The sequence below is a fragment of the Bacillus timonensis genome (assembly GCF_004799755.1).
Taxonomy (GTDB): Bacteria; Bacillota; Bacilli; order Bacillales; family Bacillaceae_L; genus Ferdinandcohnia; species Ferdinandcohnia timonensis_A.
On sequence record NZ_SLUB01000016.1, the window covers coordinates 18,284 to 38,993 of the forward strand.

The 20,710-nt window shown below is 38.4% G+C and carries 16 protein-coding genes; 10 read left to right on the top strand and 6 right to left on the bottom strand.

Annotated elements, in window-relative coordinates; genetic code table 11:
- The first annotated feature begins 164 nt into the window (after positions 1-164).
- From E1I69_RS10830 to E1I69_RS10850, 5 genes are all read left to right on the top strand, one after another.
- Complete coding sequence (locus E1I69_RS10830; RefSeq protein WP_136379630.1) at positions 165-1,775, top strand: xylulokinase; 1,611 nt, start codon at positions 165-167, stop codon at positions 1,773-1,775.
- A 24-nt stretch (positions 1,776-1,799) separates the two neighbouring features.
- Positions 1,800-2,495 carry an L-ribulose-5-phosphate 4-epimerase gene (locus tag E1I69_RS10835; protein ID WP_136379631.1) on the top strand — a complete coding sequence of 232 codons (696 nt, stop codon included), beginning with the start codon at positions 1,800-1,802 and terminating at the stop codon, positions 2,493-2,495.
- Between the two features lie 37 nt (positions 2,496-2,532).
- Positions 2,533-3,945, top strand: coding sequence for an L-arabinose isomerase (araA, locus tag E1I69_RS10840; protein WP_136379632.1), 1,413 nt, complete (start codon positions 2,533-2,535; stop codon positions 3,943-3,945).
- Between the two features lie 184 nt (positions 3,946-4,129).
- Positions 4,130-5,509 carry a sugar porter family MFS transporter gene (locus tag E1I69_RS10845; RefSeq protein ID WP_136379633.1) on the top strand — a complete coding sequence of 460 codons (1,380 nt, stop codon included), beginning with the start codon at positions 4,130-4,132 and terminating at the stop codon, positions 5,507-5,509.
- Positions 5,510-5,724: 215 nt separating this feature from the next.
- Complete coding sequence (locus E1I69_RS10850; protein ID WP_136379634.1) at positions 5,725-6,897, top strand: diflavin oxidoreductase; 1,173 nt, start codon at positions 5,725-5,727, stop codon at positions 6,895-6,897.
- A 144-nt stretch (positions 6,898-7,041) separates the two neighbouring features.
- Here E1I69_RS10850 and E1I69_RS10855 read toward each other — a convergent pair whose 3' ends face one another.
- From E1I69_RS10855 to E1I69_RS10875, 5 genes are all read right to left on the bottom strand, one after another.
- Complete coding sequence (locus E1I69_RS10855; protein ID WP_136379635.1) at positions 7,042-7,566, bottom strand: RNA polymerase sigma factor; 525 nt, start codon at positions 7,564-7,566, stop codon at positions 7,042-7,044.
- 79 nt (positions 7,567-7,645) lie between these two features.
- Positions 7,646-9,886 carry a sensor histidine kinase gene (locus E1I69_RS10860; RefSeq protein WP_136379636.1) on the bottom strand — a complete coding sequence of 747 codons (2,241 nt, stop codon included), beginning with the start codon at positions 9,884-9,886 and terminating at the stop codon, positions 7,646-7,648.
- Positions 9,864-10,556 (bottom strand): response regulator transcription factor, encoded by a 693-nt coding sequence (locus E1I69_RS10865; protein WP_136379637.1) that lies wholly within the window; start codon positions 10,554-10,556, stop codon positions 9,864-9,866. Before E1I69_RS10865 ends, E1I69_RS10860 begins: the two co-directional genes overlap by 23 nt.
- A gap of 269 nt (positions 10,557-10,825) precedes the next feature.
- On the bottom strand, positions 10,826-11,818 hold the full coding sequence (locus E1I69_RS10870) for a DUF3231 family protein (RefSeq protein WP_136379638.1): 993 nt from the start codon (positions 11,816-11,818) through the stop codon (positions 10,826-10,828).
- Positions 11,818-12,921 carry an NAD(P)/FAD-dependent oxidoreductase gene (locus E1I69_RS10875; protein ID WP_136379639.1) on the bottom strand — a complete coding sequence of 368 codons (1,104 nt, stop codon included), beginning with the start codon at positions 12,919-12,921 and terminating at the stop codon, positions 11,818-11,820. The genes E1I69_RS10870 and E1I69_RS10875 overlap by 1 nt, the downstream gene beginning before the upstream one ends.
- A 294-nt stretch (positions 12,922-13,215) precedes the next feature.
- On the opposite strand from E1I69_RS10875, the gene E1I69_RS10880 reads away from it, so the two are divergent.
- Complete coding sequence (locus E1I69_RS10880; RefSeq protein ID WP_207308536.1) at positions 13,216-14,205, top strand: glycoside hydrolase family 43 protein; 990 nt, start codon at positions 13,216-13,218, stop codon at positions 14,203-14,205.
- A gap of 103 nt (positions 14,206-14,308) precedes the next feature.
- On the opposite strand, the gene E1I69_RS10885 is transcribed toward E1I69_RS10880, so the two are convergent.
- A complete protein-coding gene (locus E1I69_RS10885; RefSeq protein WP_165439159.1) occupies positions 14,309-15,445 on the bottom strand; it encodes an ROK family transcriptional regulator in 1,137 nt (378 codons plus the stop codon).
- Between the two features lie 290 nt (positions 15,446-15,735).
- On the opposite strand from E1I69_RS10885, the gene xylA reads away from it, so the two are divergent.
- The 4 genes from xylA to E1I69_RS10905 all read left to right on the top strand — a co-directional run bounded on the left by xylA (position 15,736) and on the right by E1I69_RS10905 (position 20,485).
- The gene (xylA, locus tag E1I69_RS10890; RefSeq protein WP_136379642.1) at positions 15,736-17,052 is read left to right on the top strand and encodes a xylose isomerase; all 1,317 of its coding nucleotides are present in this window, start codon (positions 15,736-15,738) and stop codon (positions 17,050-17,052) included.
- A gap of 68 nt (positions 17,053-17,120) precedes the next feature.
- Positions 17,121-18,620 (top strand): xylulokinase, encoded by a 1,500-nt coding sequence (xylB, locus tag E1I69_RS10895; protein WP_136379643.1) that lies wholly within the window; start codon positions 17,121-17,123, stop codon positions 18,618-18,620.
- Between the two features lie 45 nt (positions 18,621-18,665).
- Positions 18,666-19,649: an aldo/keto reductase gene (locus tag E1I69_RS10900; protein WP_136379644.1), complete on the top strand. Its 984-nt coding sequence runs from the start codon at positions 18,666-18,668 to the stop codon at positions 19,647-19,649.
- A 227-nt stretch (positions 19,650-19,876) separates the two neighbouring features.
- On the top strand, positions 19,877-20,485 hold the full coding sequence (locus E1I69_RS10905; RefSeq protein ID WP_136379645.1) for a YesL family protein: 609 nt from the start codon (positions 19,877-19,879) through the stop codon (positions 20,483-20,485).
- The last annotated feature ends 225 nt before the right edge of the window (positions 20,486-20,710 follow it).

The window sequence follows — 20,710 nt, forward strand, 5'->3', positions numbered from 1 at the left end:
TATTTTGGAGATGCATTGAATGTTAAATTTGAAAGTTGTTTGTATAAATTATATTTTGATTGACAAATGTACGCACAAAAAATATACTAATCGTAAATGCTATAGCAAATAGGAAAGCGCATCCTTATGATAAAAAGAAACCGTTACCAGGGAGGGATGTTAAGATGGTGTCAAATCGAGTAGACATAAAACAAGCAATTACTGAGGGGAAAACATCACTTGGAATTGAGTTCGGTTCCACGAGAATTAAAGCAGTGTTGGTTGATGATCATTTTGAGACAATCGCATCTGGAAGTTACGAGTGGGAAAACCGTCTCGAAAATGGATTTTGGACGTACAACTTAGTTGATATTATTACTGGATTACAAACAGCTTATAGTGAAATGAAACAGGAAGTTGAACGAAATTATGGAATTACCATTCGAACGGTTGGTTCGATTGGATTTTCTGCAATGATGCACGGGTATATGGCATTTGATGAGACGGGTGAATTACTTGTTCCGTTTCGGACTTGGCGTAACGCAACAACAGGTGTTGCGGCAAGAGAATTAACCCAGAAATTTAATTTCAATATCCCTGAAAGGTGGAGTATTGCTCATCTATATCAAGCAATATTAAACGAAGAGAAACATGTACCACGAATAAATTTCATTACAACTTTAGCGGGCTACATTCATTGGTTACTGACTGGAAACAAAGCTATAGGCATAGGAGATGCTTCTGGTATGTTTCCGATTGATGAAGCTACACAAGATTATCATGAATTGATGCTTAAACAGTTTGACGAACTAATAGAAAGTAAAGGTTACCCATGGAAGCTAAAAGATATTCTTCCAAAAGTATATAAATCAGGAGAACAAGCGGGGAAATTGTCGGAAGTAGGAGCAAAAATCCTCGATCGGTCTCTGAATTTACAACCTGGTATTACACTTTGTCCACCAGAGGGTGATGCAGGAACAGGGATGGTTGCTACGAATAGTGTTAGAAAACGCACAGGAAACGTATCTGTAGGAACCTCTGTTTTTGCAATGATTGTATTGGAAAAGGAACTATCGAAGGTACATCCAGAAATTGATTTGGTCACCACACCAAATGGAAGTCCAGTTGCAATGGTGCATGCAAATAATTGTTCAAGTGACATCAATGCTTGGCTCGGATTGTTCAGGGAATTTTCGGAAGCGATGGGACAGAAGGTTGATACGGATAAATTATTTGAAGTGATGTTAAATAAAGCTTTAGAAGCAGATCCAGATGGTGGAGGCTTACTAAGCTACGGGTATTTTTCAGGTGAAAATATTACTGGAATAGAAGAAGGTCGACCACTATTTGTACGGTCACCTGAAAGTAATTTTAACTTAGCTAACTTTATGAGGACACATCTTTTTACCGCTTTCGGTGCTTTAAAAATGGGAATGGATATTTTAATAAAGGAAGAAAACGTAACAATTGACAGCATTTTAGCTCATGGGGGTTTATTTAAAACACCAATAGTTGGGCAAAAGATTGTGGCTGCTGCAATGAATACTCCAGTTTCAGTAATGGCTACAGCTGGAGAAGGTGGTGCGTGGGGAATGGCTATCTTAGCATCTTACATGACGAACAAGAATCAAGCTGAAAGCCTAGAAGATTTCCTCGATAAAAAAGTGTTTGTAGATGTAGATGGACAAGAAATTTATCCCGATGGGTACGACGTTAAAGGATTTGAGGAATTTATCGAACGTTACAAAAAAGGGTTAATGATTGAAAAGTCTGCTGTAGAACATTTACTAATATAAACAAAAAACGAGAGGGGTTATGACGTGCTAGAGCAACTTAAAGAAGAAGTTTATCAAGCGAATTTGGACTTACCTAAGCACGGTCTTGTGAAATTCACATGGGGAAATGCAAGTGCCGTTGATCGTGAAAGAGGTTTATTTGTTATCAAACCTAGTGGTGTCGATTATGAGACGATGAAGCCAAGTGATATGGTCGTTGTTGACTTTGAAGGGAATATTGTAGAAGGGGAGTTGAACCCCTCTTCAGATACACAGACACACGCAGTGCTTTATAAACATTACTCAGAAATCGGTGGAATTGTGCATACACATTCAACATGGGCAACGATTTGGGCTCAAGCAGGCCTTGATGTTCCAGCGATGGGGACCACTCATGCAGATACATTCTATGGATCTATACCATGTGCTCGTTTCCTAACACAAGAGGAGATTGATCAGGGGTACGAAGCGCAGACGGGTCATGTCATTATCGAAACTTTTGAAGAGCGTGGGTTAGATGTTTTAGCAGTTCCAGGTGTCTTACTCCAAGGTCATGGTCCATTTACATGGGGCAAGGACGTAAAATCTGCTGTAATGAATAGTGTGGTTTTAGATGAAGTAGCAAAAATGAATTTATTCGCAAGAGAATTAAATCATTTTGCTCCACTTCTGCCACAACGTGTTTTAGATAAACACTATTTGCGCAAGCACGGGAAAAATGCCTATTACGGTCAAAAATAATAGAAAACTATTAATCAAGGAAAAGAGGTTTCTTATCATGAAAAAAGAATTTTGGTTTGTTGTTGGTTCACAACATTTATATGGAGAAGAAGCGTTAGCCGAAGTGAAAGCGCATGCGCAAGAGATGACCAATGCATTAAATGAAAGCGGAGTCCTACCATATAAACTCGTATTACAAGATTTAGCAGTTAGTGCAGATAAAATTACAAACATCATGAAAGAGGTAAACTATCGTGATGAGGTTGCAGGTGTCATCACGTGGATGCATACGTTCTCACCAGCAAAAATGTGGATTCGCGGTACAAAGTTATTGCAAAAACCATTACTACATTTAGCAACTCAATACAATGAAAGTATTCCTTGGGCGACGATTGATATGGATTTTATGAATCTAAACCAAGCAGCCCATGGAGATCGTGAATATGGTTTTATCAATGCTCGTTTAAAGAAACAAAATAAAGTAGTTGTTGGTTACTGGCAACGCGCAGAAGTACAGAGACAGATTGCCGACTGGATGGACGTAGCGGTTGCGTATAATGAAAGCTTCAATATTAAGGTCGCTCGTTTCGGTGATAACATGCGTAATGTTGCAGTAACGGATGGAGATAAGATTGAAGCACAAATTCAATTTGGATGGACTGTTGATTATTTCGGTATCGGGGATCTTGTTCAATATGTGAATGCCGTTACGGAAGAGGAAATTAATGATTTGTTTGCGGAATATGAGGAGCTTTATGAATTTGATTATGGTACTTATAGTAAGGAAGCTTGGGAAGCTAGTGTAAAAGTACAAGCAAGTTATGAAATTGCGATTAAACGTTTCCTTGATGAAGGAGGGTACAATGCCTTCACAACAAATTTTGAAGATTTATATGGAATGAAACAGCTACCTGGTCTAGCAGTTCAACGATTAATGGCACAAGGGTATGGATTTGCTGGTGAAGGAGATTGGAAGACAGCGGCGCTCGATCGCTTGCTCAAAGTGATGAGTCATAACCAATCTACTGGTTTTATGGAAGATTACACATACGAACTTGCTGCAGGACAGGAATCAATCCTACAATCTCATATGCTTGAGGTCGACCCAACATTAGCAAGTAATAAACCAAAAATCATTGTATCTCCATTAGGTATTGGTGATCGTGAAGATCCAGCTCGCTTAGTGTTTGATGGTAAAGCTGGAGAGGGTGTAGTTGTTTCCATGGCTGACTTTGGTACTCATTTTAAACTTCTAATCAACGAAGTTTCTGCGTTTGAACCTGCTGTTCCAGCTCCAAATCTTCCAGTAGCACGTGTGCTATGGGAGGTTAAGCCGAACTTCCAAGAAGGGGTTCAAGCATGGATTGAGAATGGTGGCGGTCACCATACAGTTGTTTCATTGAATCTAACAACAGAACAAATTGTGGCATATGCAAAACTAGTTGATTTAGAATATGTCGTAATTAAGTAATGTCTTTATCCTTCGGGGAAGTTCTATTTCCTCGGAGGATAGGTAGATTTTTTAGCAACATCAGCTAAACAACATGGTATACTAGTATATATGTTTTGAAAACACTTTCAAAGTCATTTGAAAGGGCTATCAATATTTTGGCAATAAATTAAAAAATATTATTCTACATCTTGAGGTGAGCAACATGATTAATAAAAAGAAAGTTTCAAGCGGTTTCATTTACTTTTTCGGAGCTTTTGGCGGAATTTTGTTTGGATACGATATTGGGGTTATGACGGGGGCTTTACCTTTCCTGCAACAGGATTGGGGGCTTGAAAACGCTGCAGTTATTGGGTGGATAACTTCTTCCATTATGTTTGGTGCAATTTTTGGGGGTGCTATGGCCGGTCAGCTTTCTGATAAGTTAGGACGACGCAAGATGATCTTACTATCAGCTATCATTTTTGCGATTGGTTCTATTTTGTCAGGTATAGCTCCTCACAATGGAAATATATTTTTGATTGTTGTTCGGGTTTTCTTAGGAATGGCCGTTGGTGCTGCTTCCGCTTTGGTTCCTGCGTATATGTCGGAAATGGCTCCTGCTCGTTTGCGAGGACGTTTGTCAGGTATAAATCAAACAATGATTGTTTCCGGAATGCTACTTTCGTACATTGTTGATTATTTATTAAGTGGATTACCTACAACAATGGCATGGCGTTTAATGCTTACGTTGGCAGCGGTTCCAGCTATAATTTTATTTATTGGAGTATTAAAGCTACCTGAATCACCAAGATTTTTAATAAAGAATAATAGACTTGAAGAAGCACGTAAAGTGTTAAGCTTCATTCGTCCTAAAAACCAAATTGATACTGAAGTTAAACAAATTCAAGATACTATAAAAGAAGAAAGATATGCAGGTCAAAATGTATCGTGGAGTTCATTACTTAATAGTAAATACCGATATTTAGTCATTGCAGGGGTCGGTGTTGCTGCTTTTCAACAATTCCAAGGAGCTAACGCAATTTTTTATTACATTCCTTTGATTGTTGAAAAAGCGACTGGTAATGCAGCTAGTTCAGCGTTGATGTGGCCAATTATTCAAGGAATTATTTTAGTAATAGGTTCATTGCTATTCCTATTGATTGCAGATAAATTTAATCGCCGTACTTTACTTACATTGGGCGGAACAGTTATGGGGTTGTCGTTTATTTTACCTGCCATTTTGAATCTAATCATTCCAAATGCGGATCCAATGATGATCGTTGTGTTTTTAAGTATTTATGTAGCCTTTTATTCATTCACATGGGCACCTTTAACATGGGTCATTGTCGGAGAAATATTCCCATTGATGATTCGTGGACGTGCATCAGGATTGGCTTCATCCTTTAACTGGATAGGGTCCTTCTTAGTTGGATTGCTATTCCCAATCATGACCGCTTCAATGTCTCAGGAAGCTGTTTTTGCAATCTTTGGTGCAATTTGTTTACTTGGTGTAATATTTATTCGGACACGCGTTCCTGAAACACGAGGTCGTACATTAGAGGAAATTGAAAAGTTTGGAGAAAGTACTAGAAAAACTGCGTAAAAAAAATTTGACTTTTGTAGATAAACTTACGGAACGGATCCAAATGGATTTCGTTCCTTTTTTGTTGTAACATATATTGGGTATTGTAGTATATTTTGCGACGAGATTTTTATTGTTAAATGATAAATAAATGTCAATAGTGTGCTAAAATACACGCTAGATAACTTGTACATGTGTTATTCTTATTATATATATCATTGTTGGAGGGTTAAAAAATGCAACGAACTATAGATAATGAAAAAAATCCGAAAAAGCCAGTTCCTGCAACATATTCTAGAACAAATCCATTTCCTGCAAAGGTTCTAAAGAACATAAACTTGAATGGAGAAGGTTCAAATAAGGAAACCAGACATATTGAATTATCATTAGAAGGATCAGGATTTTCGTACATTCCTGGTGATACCCTTGGAATTGCGCCTAGCAATGATCCAGAATTAGTTGCAGCCATACTTGAAGAAATGAAGTGGGATGCAGAGGAAATTGTAACTGTTGGTCGTCAAGGCGAGTCCATGCCACTGAAAGAAGCACTGGAAACGTATCTTGATATTACATTACTTTCAAGGAAGATTTTACAAACTGCAGCAGACTTCACAGACAACGAGAAACTTCACAATCTTGTCGAAGACCCAGCAGCGGTTAAAGAATATTGCGATGGACGTGACCTACTTGATATGTTACGTGATTTTGGTCCGTGGAAGGTTCCAGCGCAAGAGATTGTTGCTTTATTACGAAAAATGATACCAAGACTTTATTCCATTGCAAGTAGTTTAGCTGCACATCCTGATGAGGTTCATTTAACAATCGGTGCTGTGCGTTATACAGCGCATGGACGTGAACGCAAGGGAGTCTGCTCCGTTCAATGTGCGGAGCGTGTACAGGAAGGTGATACACTTCCAGTATTTGTTCAGATCAATAAGCACTTTCATTTACCTGAGACTCTTGATAAAGATGTGATTATGGTTGGACCTGGAACTGGTATTGCACCATTCCGTTCATTTATTGAAGAACTTGCTATAAAGAAAGCGACAGGTCGTTCTTGGTTATTCTTCGGAGACCAGCATGAAGCGACTGACTTCTTATATCAAGATGAATTGAAAAAATACCAACAAGACGGCATTCTAACCAAACTTGATGCTGCATTTTCTCGTGATTCAGATCAAAAAGTATATGTGCAGCATAAGATGCTTGAGCACAGCAAGGAATTATTCGAATGGATTGACAATGGTGCTTATTTCTATGTGTGTGGAGATAAAGACCATATGGCAAAAGATGTGAATGAAGCCCTTCTTACTTTAATTGAACAAGAAGGCGGTTTGGACCGAGAAGCAGCAGAAGCGTATTTAAAAGACATGAAAACAGAAGGACGTTACCTACGTGACGTATATTAATAAATAGATCGAAAAGAGCCCTCTTACCACGTGTAAGGGGGTTTTTTAGGGTCAGAGGACCAGTCAGTCGGCACGACTTCCGAGGGAAAGTATCCATCCTTTCGACACTAATAAAGATCAGTGCTATTGTTGCGTCTGACCTTTTTAGGTAAGGGGAGGAATGATGGCCTCATCCCCCTGACCCAGAAATCCCCTCAATTCCTTCCTCGCCCGGTAGACTCTTGTTTTAACCGTGCATGGCTTAAGGTTAAGGCTGTGGGCAATTTGGCTTTCTTTTAAACCATGCCATATTTTTAGAGTGAGTACGTCCTGATATTCTTGTTTCAGCTTACGGGTGGCTTGATGGATTTGCTCCATTACAATGTTCGTTTCAACTTCTTCCTCCACATTTTGTTTCATTGTTTTCCCTAGACAGTCGATTAATTCGTGGTCCATTGGGGTCCCTTTCTTATTTCTTTCCACCCGGACAAAATCTATCGCTGTTCTTGTTGCAATGGTGGACAACCAGGCTCCCATTTTACTTTCGTCTTCGATTGTATCTATTTTATTGATCGCTTTAATAAATGTTTCATGAACCACATCTTCCGCTAGATGGATATCCCTCGTGATGGAATAACTAATTCGAAATAGCCGAGAATGGTATTCATGATACATCTTTGAAAATTCCATAGAAATACACTCCCTTGTGGTTTGAGACGAAGGAGAGGATTTGTTCCGCGTGGGACAATGAACCTGTCCCTCTGTCCCATTACATAAGCGCCAATGTGATTTTGACTTTGAATAGGTCGCCGTCTGTTTCGATTTCGAGAGTTCCGTGGTGAAGGTCGACGATGGATTGGGCAATGGCGAGCCCCAGTCCAGAGCCGTCCGTGTGACGTGAGGTGTCACCTCGTTTGAAACGTTCGAAAAGCTCGTCGCTATTTTCACTTAATTCGTATTTTGATACATTTTTAAACGTAATAATGGCTTGTTCTTCAATTCTGTCTGTTGAAATATAGACACGTGAATGTTCAAGTGAATATTTAAAGATGTTTCCCAGTAAGTTATCAAATACACGCCACATTTTTTGTCCGTCCACAAGTGCGTAGAGTGGTTTCTCGCTGTTTGTCACACGGAATTGTAGGTTGGATGCGTTTATCGTATCATCATGTTCAGCTAGCGCTTGTTGTAAAAGTTGAACGAGGTCAACCTTTTCCAAGTTTAATTCAATATTTCCGCTAGCCATCTTTGAGACTTCAAACAAATCATCGATGAGCACCTTTAAACGTTTTGATTTACGGTCAATGATTTCAAGATAGGCTGCGCGGTCATCATCCGATAGATTTTGAGTTTTCATTAACTCCGTATACGTAATAATCGATGTTAGCGGGGTACGGAGATCATGACTTACATTCGTAATGAGTTCTGTCTTTAATCGTTCGCTTTTTGCTTGTTCATTTTGAGACGTTTTGACACCATGCTTTAACAAATTAATATTACTTGCTAGCGTTTCAAACACAGATTTCCCATTGACAGGTAAATCCTCGCCTAATTTTCCGGCGGCTAGTTCATTTGTCTTCTCGACAATTTTATTAAAATATCCCAATTTTTTTACTAGGGTTATGAGAAGAGGAATTCCTACAACCGCAAGAAACAGAACATAAAAAAGGATAAAAACAGGTTTTAGAAGAATGAAAACAACTCCAAAACCTAAACCAAAGATAATGACGAGTATGACAAAAAACTGTGTCCCAGTACTTTGATTTAAAAATGCGTCCTTAAGGCGTTGCTTTCCTTTTTTAAAAAGGACGATAATCTCTTTTTTTGCTTTGCTGACAAGGCCATTTTCCCATTCGGTTTTTACGTTTTGCCAATCCTTTAATTCTGTCAAAAGATATTTTCCTTGTAGATAAGTCAGTCCTACAAAACATGATCCTATGATGAGAGCCACACTTGGCTCGACTGCATTGTAAAGATTTATCAATACATAATAAAACTCACTCACAGCAAAAAACACACAGAAAATCGAGATTAAGCCTGTAAGTATAAAAAAGATTACACGTGAATCAATAGGGAGCTTATTGTAATAAGGTCTCCATTTTTCAATTTCAGTTCGAACTGCTTGCACCTTTTTACCAAGGATAAAGCAAATAAGGAATGATAGAATGCTTGCTAATCCAGTCACTAGTAAAATCAATTGACTTTGTTTAAAGGTGTTATATTGAATCATCAATGGATTGGAAGCAGCAAGAGTTGTTGATACTGCAATTTTACCTTCAAGGATTCCAATATCAGCAGGAATAATCGACTCTAGCAATTCGGAATCAGGATAGGGACCAAGATGAATAAAATCTTCCCTTGTTATGGTGTAATCCTTTAAAAAATAAGTGCTTTCTTCGGTCATAGCGGTTTCGATTGAATCCTCATTAGTTCGTTTAATATTTGTATAAATTTGGCGTGTTGTAGGGTTTTTGAAATAATAGAGAAACTTCTTTTTAAAAGTTTCATATTGAGATTTGTATCCATCTTTTGCTTTGTAAAATTCCTCGACCTTTTTTTCTTTTTCCTTGATAATCTTATTTTTCACATAGTTGTCGCTTTTGAAATTCTTCGTAATGTCTTCAATCTTTTGATCTCGTTCAGTTATGTATGTATCAGCAATGTCTTGGTAGTTCGCGTTCAAGGCATCCTGAATTCGCTCTTCGTATTGTAAGTTGATGTTCTCAATTTGTTGAGGTAGGTCGCCATAACGATAGCGATGCTCATTTATTTCATCTTCTGTCACGACTATCGAATCTTTAGCTTCCTCTTCTGTCAAATCAAAAAGCTCATACATGCTCACATAACCAGCGAACTGTCCTAGTTCTTCTTGGAAGTAAGGAGTGTGAAAATAATCTTGATAGATATAATCGCTGCCATTGGCGATTACAGACAAGAACCCACCTAGCCCAAACGTAAATAAAAGGCCAATCAAACCAATCGTAATTTTACCTTTCCATTTTGTAGCCAATGCCCCATACCACCTTTAAATATCTAGGATTTTTCGCATCAATTTCAATTTTTTCGCGAATTTTCCGGATGTGGACTGCAACGGTATTTTCCGCGTTATAGCTTGGTTCCTTCCATACCCGTTCATAAATTTCAGTAATTGAGAACACTCGACCAGCATTGGTCATAAGCAATTCAACGATTTTATATTCGATCGGGGTTAGCTTTACATGCTCGCCGTGAACCGCTACTTCTTTTGCATTCTTGTCGAGTGTCAAACCATTAAGGTCAATCACTTTGTTGGCACCTTCATAAGTCCCAAACGTGACATATCGCCTCAACTGTGATTTTACACGTGCAACTAATTCCATTGGGTTGAACGGCTTTGTCACATAATCATCAGCGCCAACCTGTAGACCCAGAATTTTATCGGTATCTTCACTTTTTGCACTTAAAATGATGATAGGAATATTATTCGTTTCACGGATTTTAAAAGTTGCCGAAATCCCATCCAGTTTAGGCATCATCACATCTAAAATAATCAGATGAACCTGGTTTTCATGTAAAATCTCCAATGCTTCGATTCCATCCTTCGCTTTCAACACGGTAATTCCTTCATTTTTTAAGTAAATCTCAATCGCATCCCGAATTTCTTTTTCATCATCAACAACTAGTACAAAATAATGATCCATTGTTCCCCCAACCTTCTATTCCGCTTTCATTGTTTCTATCATAACCGGTAAATCTTAACATTCCATATCAAAATATCTTAAGATTTTCTTAATATTATTTTAACCGTTATTAACTCTGTGTTTATTCATCATTCTATACTAGAAAACTAGGGGATTGTAGAAAAAGTATTTTACGAGGGTTATAAATAGTAGAGGTCCAATTTTTTTGGAATTCACATTTAAAAAAATAGGCCCAAACTCAATTGGGCTCTTTGATAGAAGCATATATATTATAGTTCTCGCTGAATAGCTCCAGGTACTTTTTCCAACCATTCTTTTTTTATTAGGAATTTCGTAACCTTTTCAGAAAATGCGCCTGCTTTGGCGATTTGAGCAATATAGGCTGCAAGTAAATCATGCTTCATAACAGACCCAAGTGAATATCCATAAAGGGATAAAAGACTTCCAAATAAACCAGCCATATGGGTAACGATGATTCGGTCAGAGAAAACTCTTTTCTTAGTACCTGTTATTTCTGCAGAATAAACAGGTGGGTTTGGTAAGTGTTCTTCGACTAATAAGCCACATAAAGCATTGCTTTGTTTTTTGACAACCGTGACTCCATCCGAAATAAGATCAACAACTTCTTCGGATTCTGTGGTTTGAGCAAAACCTATAAAGAGGGTTTCCGTTATGTTGAGTAAGTCGATGATTGAATATAAATTGGCAATCTCCATACTGTTCATCGGACGGATACTTCCAAACCATCCATTTAGATAACTGCTTTTCTGAATATGCTCTGGCGACGTTGGTGGAGGTAAATGTGGTGTTCGCCAATATATTCCTTTTGTTAGAAGAAGATTGACCACTCTTTCATATAGACTTATCGCAGACTGTAAACATTCCATATTATATTTACGGACATCAGCCCTAGTGGATAAAGATAGTGCTTTTGAATGGAATTCAAGACCGAGCCTAGTGGCTTTATGTAGATAAATTAACAAAAAGCGATCAGAAAATAAAGAAGAAGAGTTTTTATTAATGTCCGATTCAGAAAAGCCGACAGGGACTGGATAGTCTTCGTTACTAAGGATCTCTTTTCTGGTTTGAAGCATTTTAGTCGTGTTCTCAAGGGCATAATCATATATATTTTTAATATCTTCATCTTTCGAATGTTTTTGAAACATGATTAGGTACCACATTGACATTTCATTAATCGAGTAGCCAGTCCAAAGATAGCCTAGTTCTGAAGCAGTTAAGGATATTGGTTTTGGGTCATTCATTAGGAAGTCACCCCTTTTTTCATTTTTATATATGGCCGAAGTAGATAGCTTGCTACTCTAATCGGATTAATTGTTTTTGTAAGAAATAAGGTTTCACCCCAGTATCCTTGTAAGGAACGAATCATTCGATCTAGTCCTTCATTGGATAAATGCTCCATTGTTCGTCTTAACACAAGGGCATCTTCGTAGCTTTGACGAAGTGGTTCCATTAATGTATGATAATCACCCAACCCGCATAAATCATAGGCAGCATAAACTCCACTCACAATCGATGCATATTGGCCAAATCCCATAAAAGGCATCATTGTACCAAAATTATTCCCAACATAGAAGGTATTGCCTATTCGGGGAGAATGACAGATTCCCATGAGATAATTTGTAATTTGGAACTGATCTGTAATGGGTAATTCCTGTTTGAGTTGTGAGCGAACTTTATGGTAAAACACTTCCCATAGCTGACCGATATTTACATCTTTGTTCTCAGGTAAATCTGGTATAGCTATCGAAATGCATGCTTCTTTTTCAGAGTATGGGATAAGGAAGCAATACCCGTAGGGAGAGATGTAATAATCAATCCAAGCCATGACTGTATAACGGTCAAAAGAACCTTCAACGGTTGCGCCTTTTATAGATACAGACAAATCTTTTCTGAAATTTTTAGTCTCCTTTGCATAAGCGCCATCTCCAGTCGCCAACACCACATGAGTATATTCACTAAGCAAATCTTCATACGTTTTATTTGAGTTGAAATGAATCTGCGTTTTGGTTTGTTGCCCTAATTGCGATTCAAAGGAATCCTCTTCTCTGCCACGAATATTTGTGAACCCAAGATGCCCTTCGATGACTGCCTCTTCATTTTTTGAGTAAAGCTCCATTTTCTGAATGCTTGATGTTGGTTTAAGGTAAATGCCGTACTCATCTGACAAGGAGGCTATGCAATCCTGGACGGGTCGAGTAAAGATGTCTAGTAAGACTTCGCCATTGACAAATCGGTCTCCCACTTTGCTTCTTTTCTCAAAAATGGTTGGAGATATCCCGTTCTTTTCAAGGGTGATGGCACACGCTAAACCTGAAAGTCCAGCCCCCATAATAGCAATTTCCATTAAAAAAACTTCCTCCTAAAATGGCTACAATACGAGCATTCCCTTACATTAAATAATAAATGTATCCATAATTTCCAAATAACTGGATAATATTTCGCTTTACTGCTAAAGATTACAGTAAAAAAAGCGAGGGGTTCAAAAAGGATGAAATACTGTTTTCAAGCCTCACAGTTTTTGTATTTGAGAAAAGCTACTGTTTTTTGGGGAAAAGTTAGTTGTTCCACTATACAAAGTCAGCCTATTATGATTATAATGAATGTATAAGTATCATAAAAGTTACTGGAGGCTGTTATGATGGAGAAAAATACAAAACCAAATGAACCAATCGTTACACATATTTTTACGGCAGATCCATCTGCGCATGTTTTTGAAGGCAAGCTTTATATTTATCCTTCTCATGACCTTGAACACGATGAACCTTCAAATGACAATGGGGACCAATATAAAATGGAAGATTACCATGTTCTATCCATGGAGAATATAGACGGCCCTGTTGTAGATCATGGGGAAGTGCTTCACGTAAAGGATGTGCCATGGGCAAGTAAGCAAATGTGGGCACCGGATGCTGCCTATAAAAACGGTAAATATTATTTTTACTTCCCGGCACGCGATAAAGATGGCATTTTCCGAATCGGAGTTGCAACCGGTTCAAGTCCTGCAGGTCCTTTTACACCTGAGGAAAGCTATATTACAGGAAGCTTCAGTATCGACCCTGCTGTTTTTGTGGACGATGATAGTCGGGCTTATATGTACTTTGGTGGGCTTTGGGGCGGTCAATTAGAAAAATGGCAGACTGGCACTTTTAAAGCAGAAGTTACTGAAGGACCAGCTCCAACAGAACCAGCTTTGGGACCAATCGTTGCTGAATTAACAGACGATATGCTTACTTTTAAAAGTGAGCCTAGGGAAATTAAAATCGTCGATGATAAGGGGAATCCAATTTTAGCAGGTGACGAGGACCGTCGATATTTTGAAGGACCATGGGTTCATAAATACAATGGACTTTACTATCTCTCATATTCAACCGGCACCACGCATAAAATTGTATATGCTGTAAGCGAGAACCCACAGGGCCCATTTGTATTTAAAGGTACAATTTTAACACCTGTCATCGGTTGGACTACTCACCATTCAATCGTTGAATTTAAAAACAAATGGTATCTTTTTTATCATGATTCTTCCTTATCAAACGGGATAAATCATAAACGGAGCGTCAAATTCACAGAACTAAAATACAATGAAGACGGAACGATCCAAACGATTGATCCGTATGGTGATAAATAATAGAAAAGAATTCGACAGGTTTAGCCTGTCGGTTTTTTTATAAAAAAAAGCCCTGCTGATAATAGAAGCAGGGGGAAAAAGGTAGGCTAATGTACTACTGGCTCTATACTTTGATAAAATTATCAACGACAAAGGCCGAGACGCCAAGGGATGTTGAGTATTTTCCAAGTTTTGAAAAGTTAAGCAACAGGTTATTTTGATGGTATGAGAGTGTGTGTTTTTCAATCGTATTCCGTATTGGTTCTTCGATCCATTCTTTTGCTAAAGCAAGACGGTTTCCAATGATAACTTGCTCTGGATTAAACGTGTTAATGATATTATTAATACCAAATCCTAGGTAGTTACCAATCATTTCAAACAGCTCTTTTGCTTTTTTATCGCCGTTAATTGCTAATTGGATTAGTTCTTCCAATGATTCAACGCTTGAGTCAGACATTTCAAGTAGGGCTTGTTCTGATGCATATGCTTCCCAACAGCCACGGCTCCCGCAATTACAACGTTTCCCGTTCATATCAATAATCATATGACCCATTTCGCCGGAGAATCCACTTTTACCCTTGTAAAGTGCTCTGTTGACAAAGATTCCAACACCGATTCCAATACCTGCGCTAATATAAAGGATATTGTCTTGGTCCTGTCCGGCACCAAATTGCTGTTCACCGACGGCTCCGGCATTTGCCTCGTTCTCAATGATTACAGGGACCTTATAGAGTTTTTCGAGGTCCTCTTTAAACTGGATATTGCTCCAACCAAGGTTTGGGGCAAGAAGGATGGCACCCTCATTGTTCACAATTCCCGGTACACCAACCCCGATTCCAACAATTCCATATCTGCTTTTAGGCATTTCAGTCATTAACGACTGGATCATATCTTGGACAATGCTCATAATGGTTGCATATGAGGTGCGCGTTACAGTTTGATTTTTTTCAATTAGAATATTGCCTTTTAAGTCAGTGAGAACAGATAGCACATAATTTACACCGATATCAACACCGATCGCATACCCCGCATCCTTATTAAAATGAAGAATCACAGGGCGGCGTCCACCACTTGAAGCCCCAGGACCCGATTCGAAAATCAAATCTTCCTCTAATAATTCAGTTACTAATGTAGAAACAGTTGTTTTATTTAAGCCTGAAACTTGTGCGATGTCTGCACGCGAAATGGGCTCTTTTTCTATAATCAATTGCAAGACGAGTGCTTTATTATTTTTTTTCACAACCTGTTGATTCCATGTCATCGTTCCCACTAAAAAAAACTCCTTATGCGTTATTTTTTCAATTGTATCACAAAACTTAGTATGATGAGTATACAAATGGTAGACTTATAGTAATTAAGGGAAAAAGCTTAAAATAAATTTTTTAAAAGAATCTAAAATAAAAACTTAACCTAAACTTAGTTTATCCTATAGACAAACTATAAACACGGTGCTATAATTGGGGTATAAAAAGCTTATAGATTATAAGCTTTCGATACTATTTTGAAAGCATTTACATGGCGAAAAACTATAAAAAACTAGGAGGAACACCGATGACTTATTTCGAATCTGTTAACAAAATACAATACGAGGGACCAAAATCAACAAATCCTTTTGCTTTTAAATATTACAATCCAGAAGAAAAAATCAATGGTCAAACAATGGAGGAGCTTCTTCGTTTCTCAGTAGCTTATTGGCACACATTTACGGCTAATGGTTCAGATCCATTTGGAGTCGGTACTGCAATCCGTCCATGGGATCACTTAAAAGGATTAGACTTAGCAAAGGCGCGCGTTGAAGCATCATTTGAGCTTTTTGAAAAATTAGATGTTCCGTTCTTTGCTTTCCATGATGTTGATATTTCACCAGAAGGAAGCACATTGAAGGAAACAAATGAAAATCTTGATGTCATTGTAGCGATGATTAAGGATTACATGAAAACGAGCAAGGTTAAATTACTTTGGAATACAGCAAACATGTTCACAAATCCACGTTATACACATGGTGCTGCAACTTCTCCAAATGCTGATGTGTTTGCCTATTCTGCAGCGAAAGTGAAAAAAGGCTTAGAAGTCGCAAAAGAACTTGGCGCTGAAAACTATGTATTCTGGGGCGGACGTGAAGGCTACGAAACATTATTAAATACAGATATGAAGCTTGAGATGGATAACTTAGCTCGTTTCTTCCACATGGCAGTTGACTATGCGAAGGAAATTGGATTAAATGTACCATTCTTAATCGAGCCAAAACCAAAAGAGCCAACAAAGCATCAGTATGACTTTGATGTAGCAACCGGTCTAGCATTCTTGCAAAAGTATGACCTAACCGATTACTTCAAGTTTAATATTGAAGCAAACCACGCAACACTTGCTGGTCATACTTTCGAACATGAGTTAAGAACAGCACGTATCAACGGTATGCTCGGTTCAGTTGACGCAAATCAAGGAGATACATTACTTGGTTGGGATACAGATGAATTCCCAACAGACCTTTACTCAAATACATTAGCTATGTATGAAATCTTGAAAAATGGTGGTCTTGGTAAGGGTGGTCTAAACTTCGATGCGAAGGTAAGAAGAGGCTCATTCGATACGGACGACTTATTCCATGCACATATCGCAGGTATGGATGCATTTGCAATCGGATTAAAAGTGGCGAATAAATTAATTGAAGATAAAGTCCTTGATGGCTTTGTTGAAGAGCGCTATAGCAGTTATACTAAGGGTATCGGCTTAGATATCGTTGAAGGAAAAACAAATTTCCGTGAGCTTGAAGCATATGCTCTTGGGTTAACAGAAATCAAAAATACATCAGGTAGAACTGAGCGCTTAAAAGCATTAATAAATCAATATCTATTAGAGACCCTTTAATTCATAGACTTAAAAATGTGCTGGATGTATGTTGCTCCAGCACATTTTCATAGAAAAGGATGATTCGTATGAAATATGTAATCGGTGTGGACCTCGGAACAAGTGCGGTTAAGATATTACTTGTGAATCAAGATGGAGAAGTGGCAGGTGAGGTATCGAAGTCATATCCTCTTATTATTGAAAAATCTGGTTATAGTGAGCAAAGTCCAGAGGAGTGGGTCGAAAAAACAACAGCCGGTCTTAAGGAACTTGTTGAACAATTTGATGGAGATATCATGGATATTGAGGGTATTAGTTTTTCCGGACAGATGCACGGACTTGTTCTACTGGATGAAGAAAACCAAGTATTGCGAAATGCTATTCTTTGGAATGATACAAGAACAACCAAGCAATGTAAGGAAATCTATGACACTTTCGGCAAAGAAAGATTATTAGAGGTAACAAAGAATCCAGCCTTAGAAGGATTTACGCTACCGAAAATTCTGTGGGTAAAAGAGAATGAACCTGAAATTTTTGAACGTTCTAGCGTGTTCATGCTCCCTAAGGATTATTTACGCTACCGAATTACGGGTGCCGTAAATATGGAGTACTCTGATGCAGCTGGAACATTGATGTTGAACGTGTCAAAACGCGAATGGAGTCAGGAAGTGTTAGAGACTTTTGGTCTATCCACTGAATTCTGTCCTCCATTAGTGGAATCACATGCATTTGTAGGAACGATTACTACTGAATTTGCAAAAGCAACTGGTCTATCTAGTGAAACTAAAGTCTTTGCTGGCGGTGCGGATAATGCTTGTGGTGCGATTGGTTCAGGCATATTATCAGAAGGAAAAACCCTTTGCAGCATTGGAACATCTGGTGTTGTGCTATCTTATGAAGAACGTAATGACCTTGATTTTGAAGGGAAGGTTCACTATTTTAACCATGGGGAAGAAAATACGTATTATACGATGGGGGTGACGCTTGCCGCGGGCTATAGCCTAAGCTGGTTCAAGGATACTTTTGCAAAAGAAGAAGCATTTGATCAATTTTTAGAAGGTATCGATGAAGTGCCAGCGGGCAGCAACGGATTACTATTTACTCCATACATCGTTGGCGAGCGGACACCACATGCAGATTCAACTATTCGTGGCAGTTTTATAGGCATTGATGCAGCTCATGAACGAAAGCATTTTGCACGTGCAGTTCTTGAAGGTATTACCTTTTCGTTAAACGAATCGATTGAGATATTTAGAAACAGTGGCAAAACAATTGATACCATCATTTCAATCGGTGGTGGTGCAAAAAATGAAACATGGCTGCAAATGCAAGCCGATATTTTTAATGCTAAAATAAAGAAGTTATCATCTGAACAAGGTCCAGGAATGGGAGCAGCTATGCTTGCTGCATATGGTAGTGGCTGGTTTGAATCATTAAAAGAGTGTGCTGACACATTTCTTCAAACCTCAAAAACATATGAACCGATCCCAGAAAACGTGGAAGCTTATCAGAAACTATTTGTACTATATCAACAGGTCTATACACAAACTATGGCCCTCAATGAGCAATTGAGAGAATTTCGAAAATAAAATGAACCCCACAGCGCCGTGGGGTTTCTTTAAGGAGAGATAACTGTGAACTATCGTAAACTAGGGAATACTGGGTTAGAGATTAGTGAAGTTAGCTTTGGAACATGGGCAATTGGCGGTGCGTGGGGAAAGAAAAATGACGCTGAGTCACTGAAATCTTTGGAATATGCAATTGATCAAGGTGTCAACTTTTTTGACACAGCCGATGTATATGGTGCCGGTCATAGTGAAGAACTCTTAGCTAAAGCAACAAAGGGTAAGGAAGACCGCATACATATCGCGACAAAATTCTGTCGTCAAGGAGATATTTTTGACCCGAAAAATTACAGCTATGAACAAGTAAGTCGTTATTGTGAAGATAGTCTTCGAAGATTGAACCGGGAAGCAATCGACTTGTATCAAATTCATTGTCCAGCGACCGAGATTTTAAGGGATGGCAGTGTGTTTGAAGTTCTAGATCGTTTGCAAAGTGAAGGGAAAATCCGTCACTATGGTGTAAGTGTGGAGACTGTTGAGGAAGGGTTAATTTGCTTGGAAAACCCGAACGTGAAGAGCCTTCAGATTATTTTTAATATGTTCCGTCAAAAGCCGTTGGAAGCTTTAATTCCGGAGGCTTATAAAAAAGGTGTGGGCCTACTTGTCCGATTGCCACTTGCAAGCGGGTTACTTACTGGTAAATTTACAGCAAATCATGTTTTTGAAGAAGATGATCACCGTCGCTTCAACGAAAATGGAGAGGCGTTTAATGTTGGTGAAACATTTGCCGGTCTTGGTTTTAAAAAAGGAGTGGAACTCTCTGACCAATTAAAATGGATTGCAGAAGGACGTAACTCCATGGCAAGTGCTGCCTTACGTTGGATTTTAGATCACGAAGAGATTACTTGTATTATTCCTGGATTCAAAAATGTCAAACAGGTTCAAGATAATTTAACTACATTGGAAACAAAACCTTTTTCACCTGAAGAAATGGAAAAGATTCAACGCTTTTACCATGAAAATGTTAAAGATTTTATCAGAGGTGCCTATTAAGAGAATGAGCTTAGTCTCATTCTTTTTCTAAAGGAAGCCGATATTTTTCATGCGGATATGGAAATAGGACCCAAACAGTTAAGCCGTTCGCATGCTAGTTCAGGAGATAAAGAGCCGGGGATACACTTCATTACTTTAAGCGAGCTATTAAAGGATTTTAAAGAGTAATTATGATAAAATTTTTTTAAGATAATATTTGTGTATGGAATGATGTTGGAGGGGATTTGATGAGCAACACAGCTAATCGGGCATATGCTGCTACATTATGGATTTCAAAATTTGCATATATTAACCTACTTTGGCTTGGCTTCTCATTGGTCGGCCTCATTGTCTTAGGATTCTTTCCAGCAACAATGGCGATGTTTGCGGTCGTTCGCAAATGGTTAATGGGCAAGACTGATGTTCCTGTTTTTCATACTTTTTGGAGTACATATAAAGCGGAATTTTTGAAAAGTAACGGACTTGGATTGATTATTGTAATAGTAGGCAGCCTGGTCATCCTCGATTTAATGTTTGTGAAAAATTTAAGTGTGATTCAAATCCCTATTTATTTGTTTATGTTTTTAGTAGTATTGACGCTGCTCTATGTTTTTCCGGTATTCGTCCACTATGAGCTTAAGATAGTACATATTATTAAAAACGCATTTTTGTTGATGCTAATTAATCCGCTTGAGAATCTTGTGATGATTGTGAGCCTTGTAACGGTGTTTTTTGTGGTGAAATACATTCCAGGCTTAGGTTTTTTCTTCGGTGGTAGTTTAACTGCAGCAATTATCATGTCAGTGTGTATCCGGGCTTTCAAAAAGATGGAGAAGAAGCAGGAGAAGAAGGAATGAGGAACATAGAAAAACACTTCTACGTACGGGAATGAGGGACTAAACAGGAAATCAACTACAGATTAGTCCTCTGCCAAGCCCTCCTGAGATATTAATTACCCACTCCAACTAGTCAAGTCCAATAATTTCTTTATCCTTCTCAGCCCCAATTTCTAAATTCAAGAGCCAAAACCCTCTTTTTGAACCACAATGTCCTTTGTGCCATATGTTGAAATGACTAATATA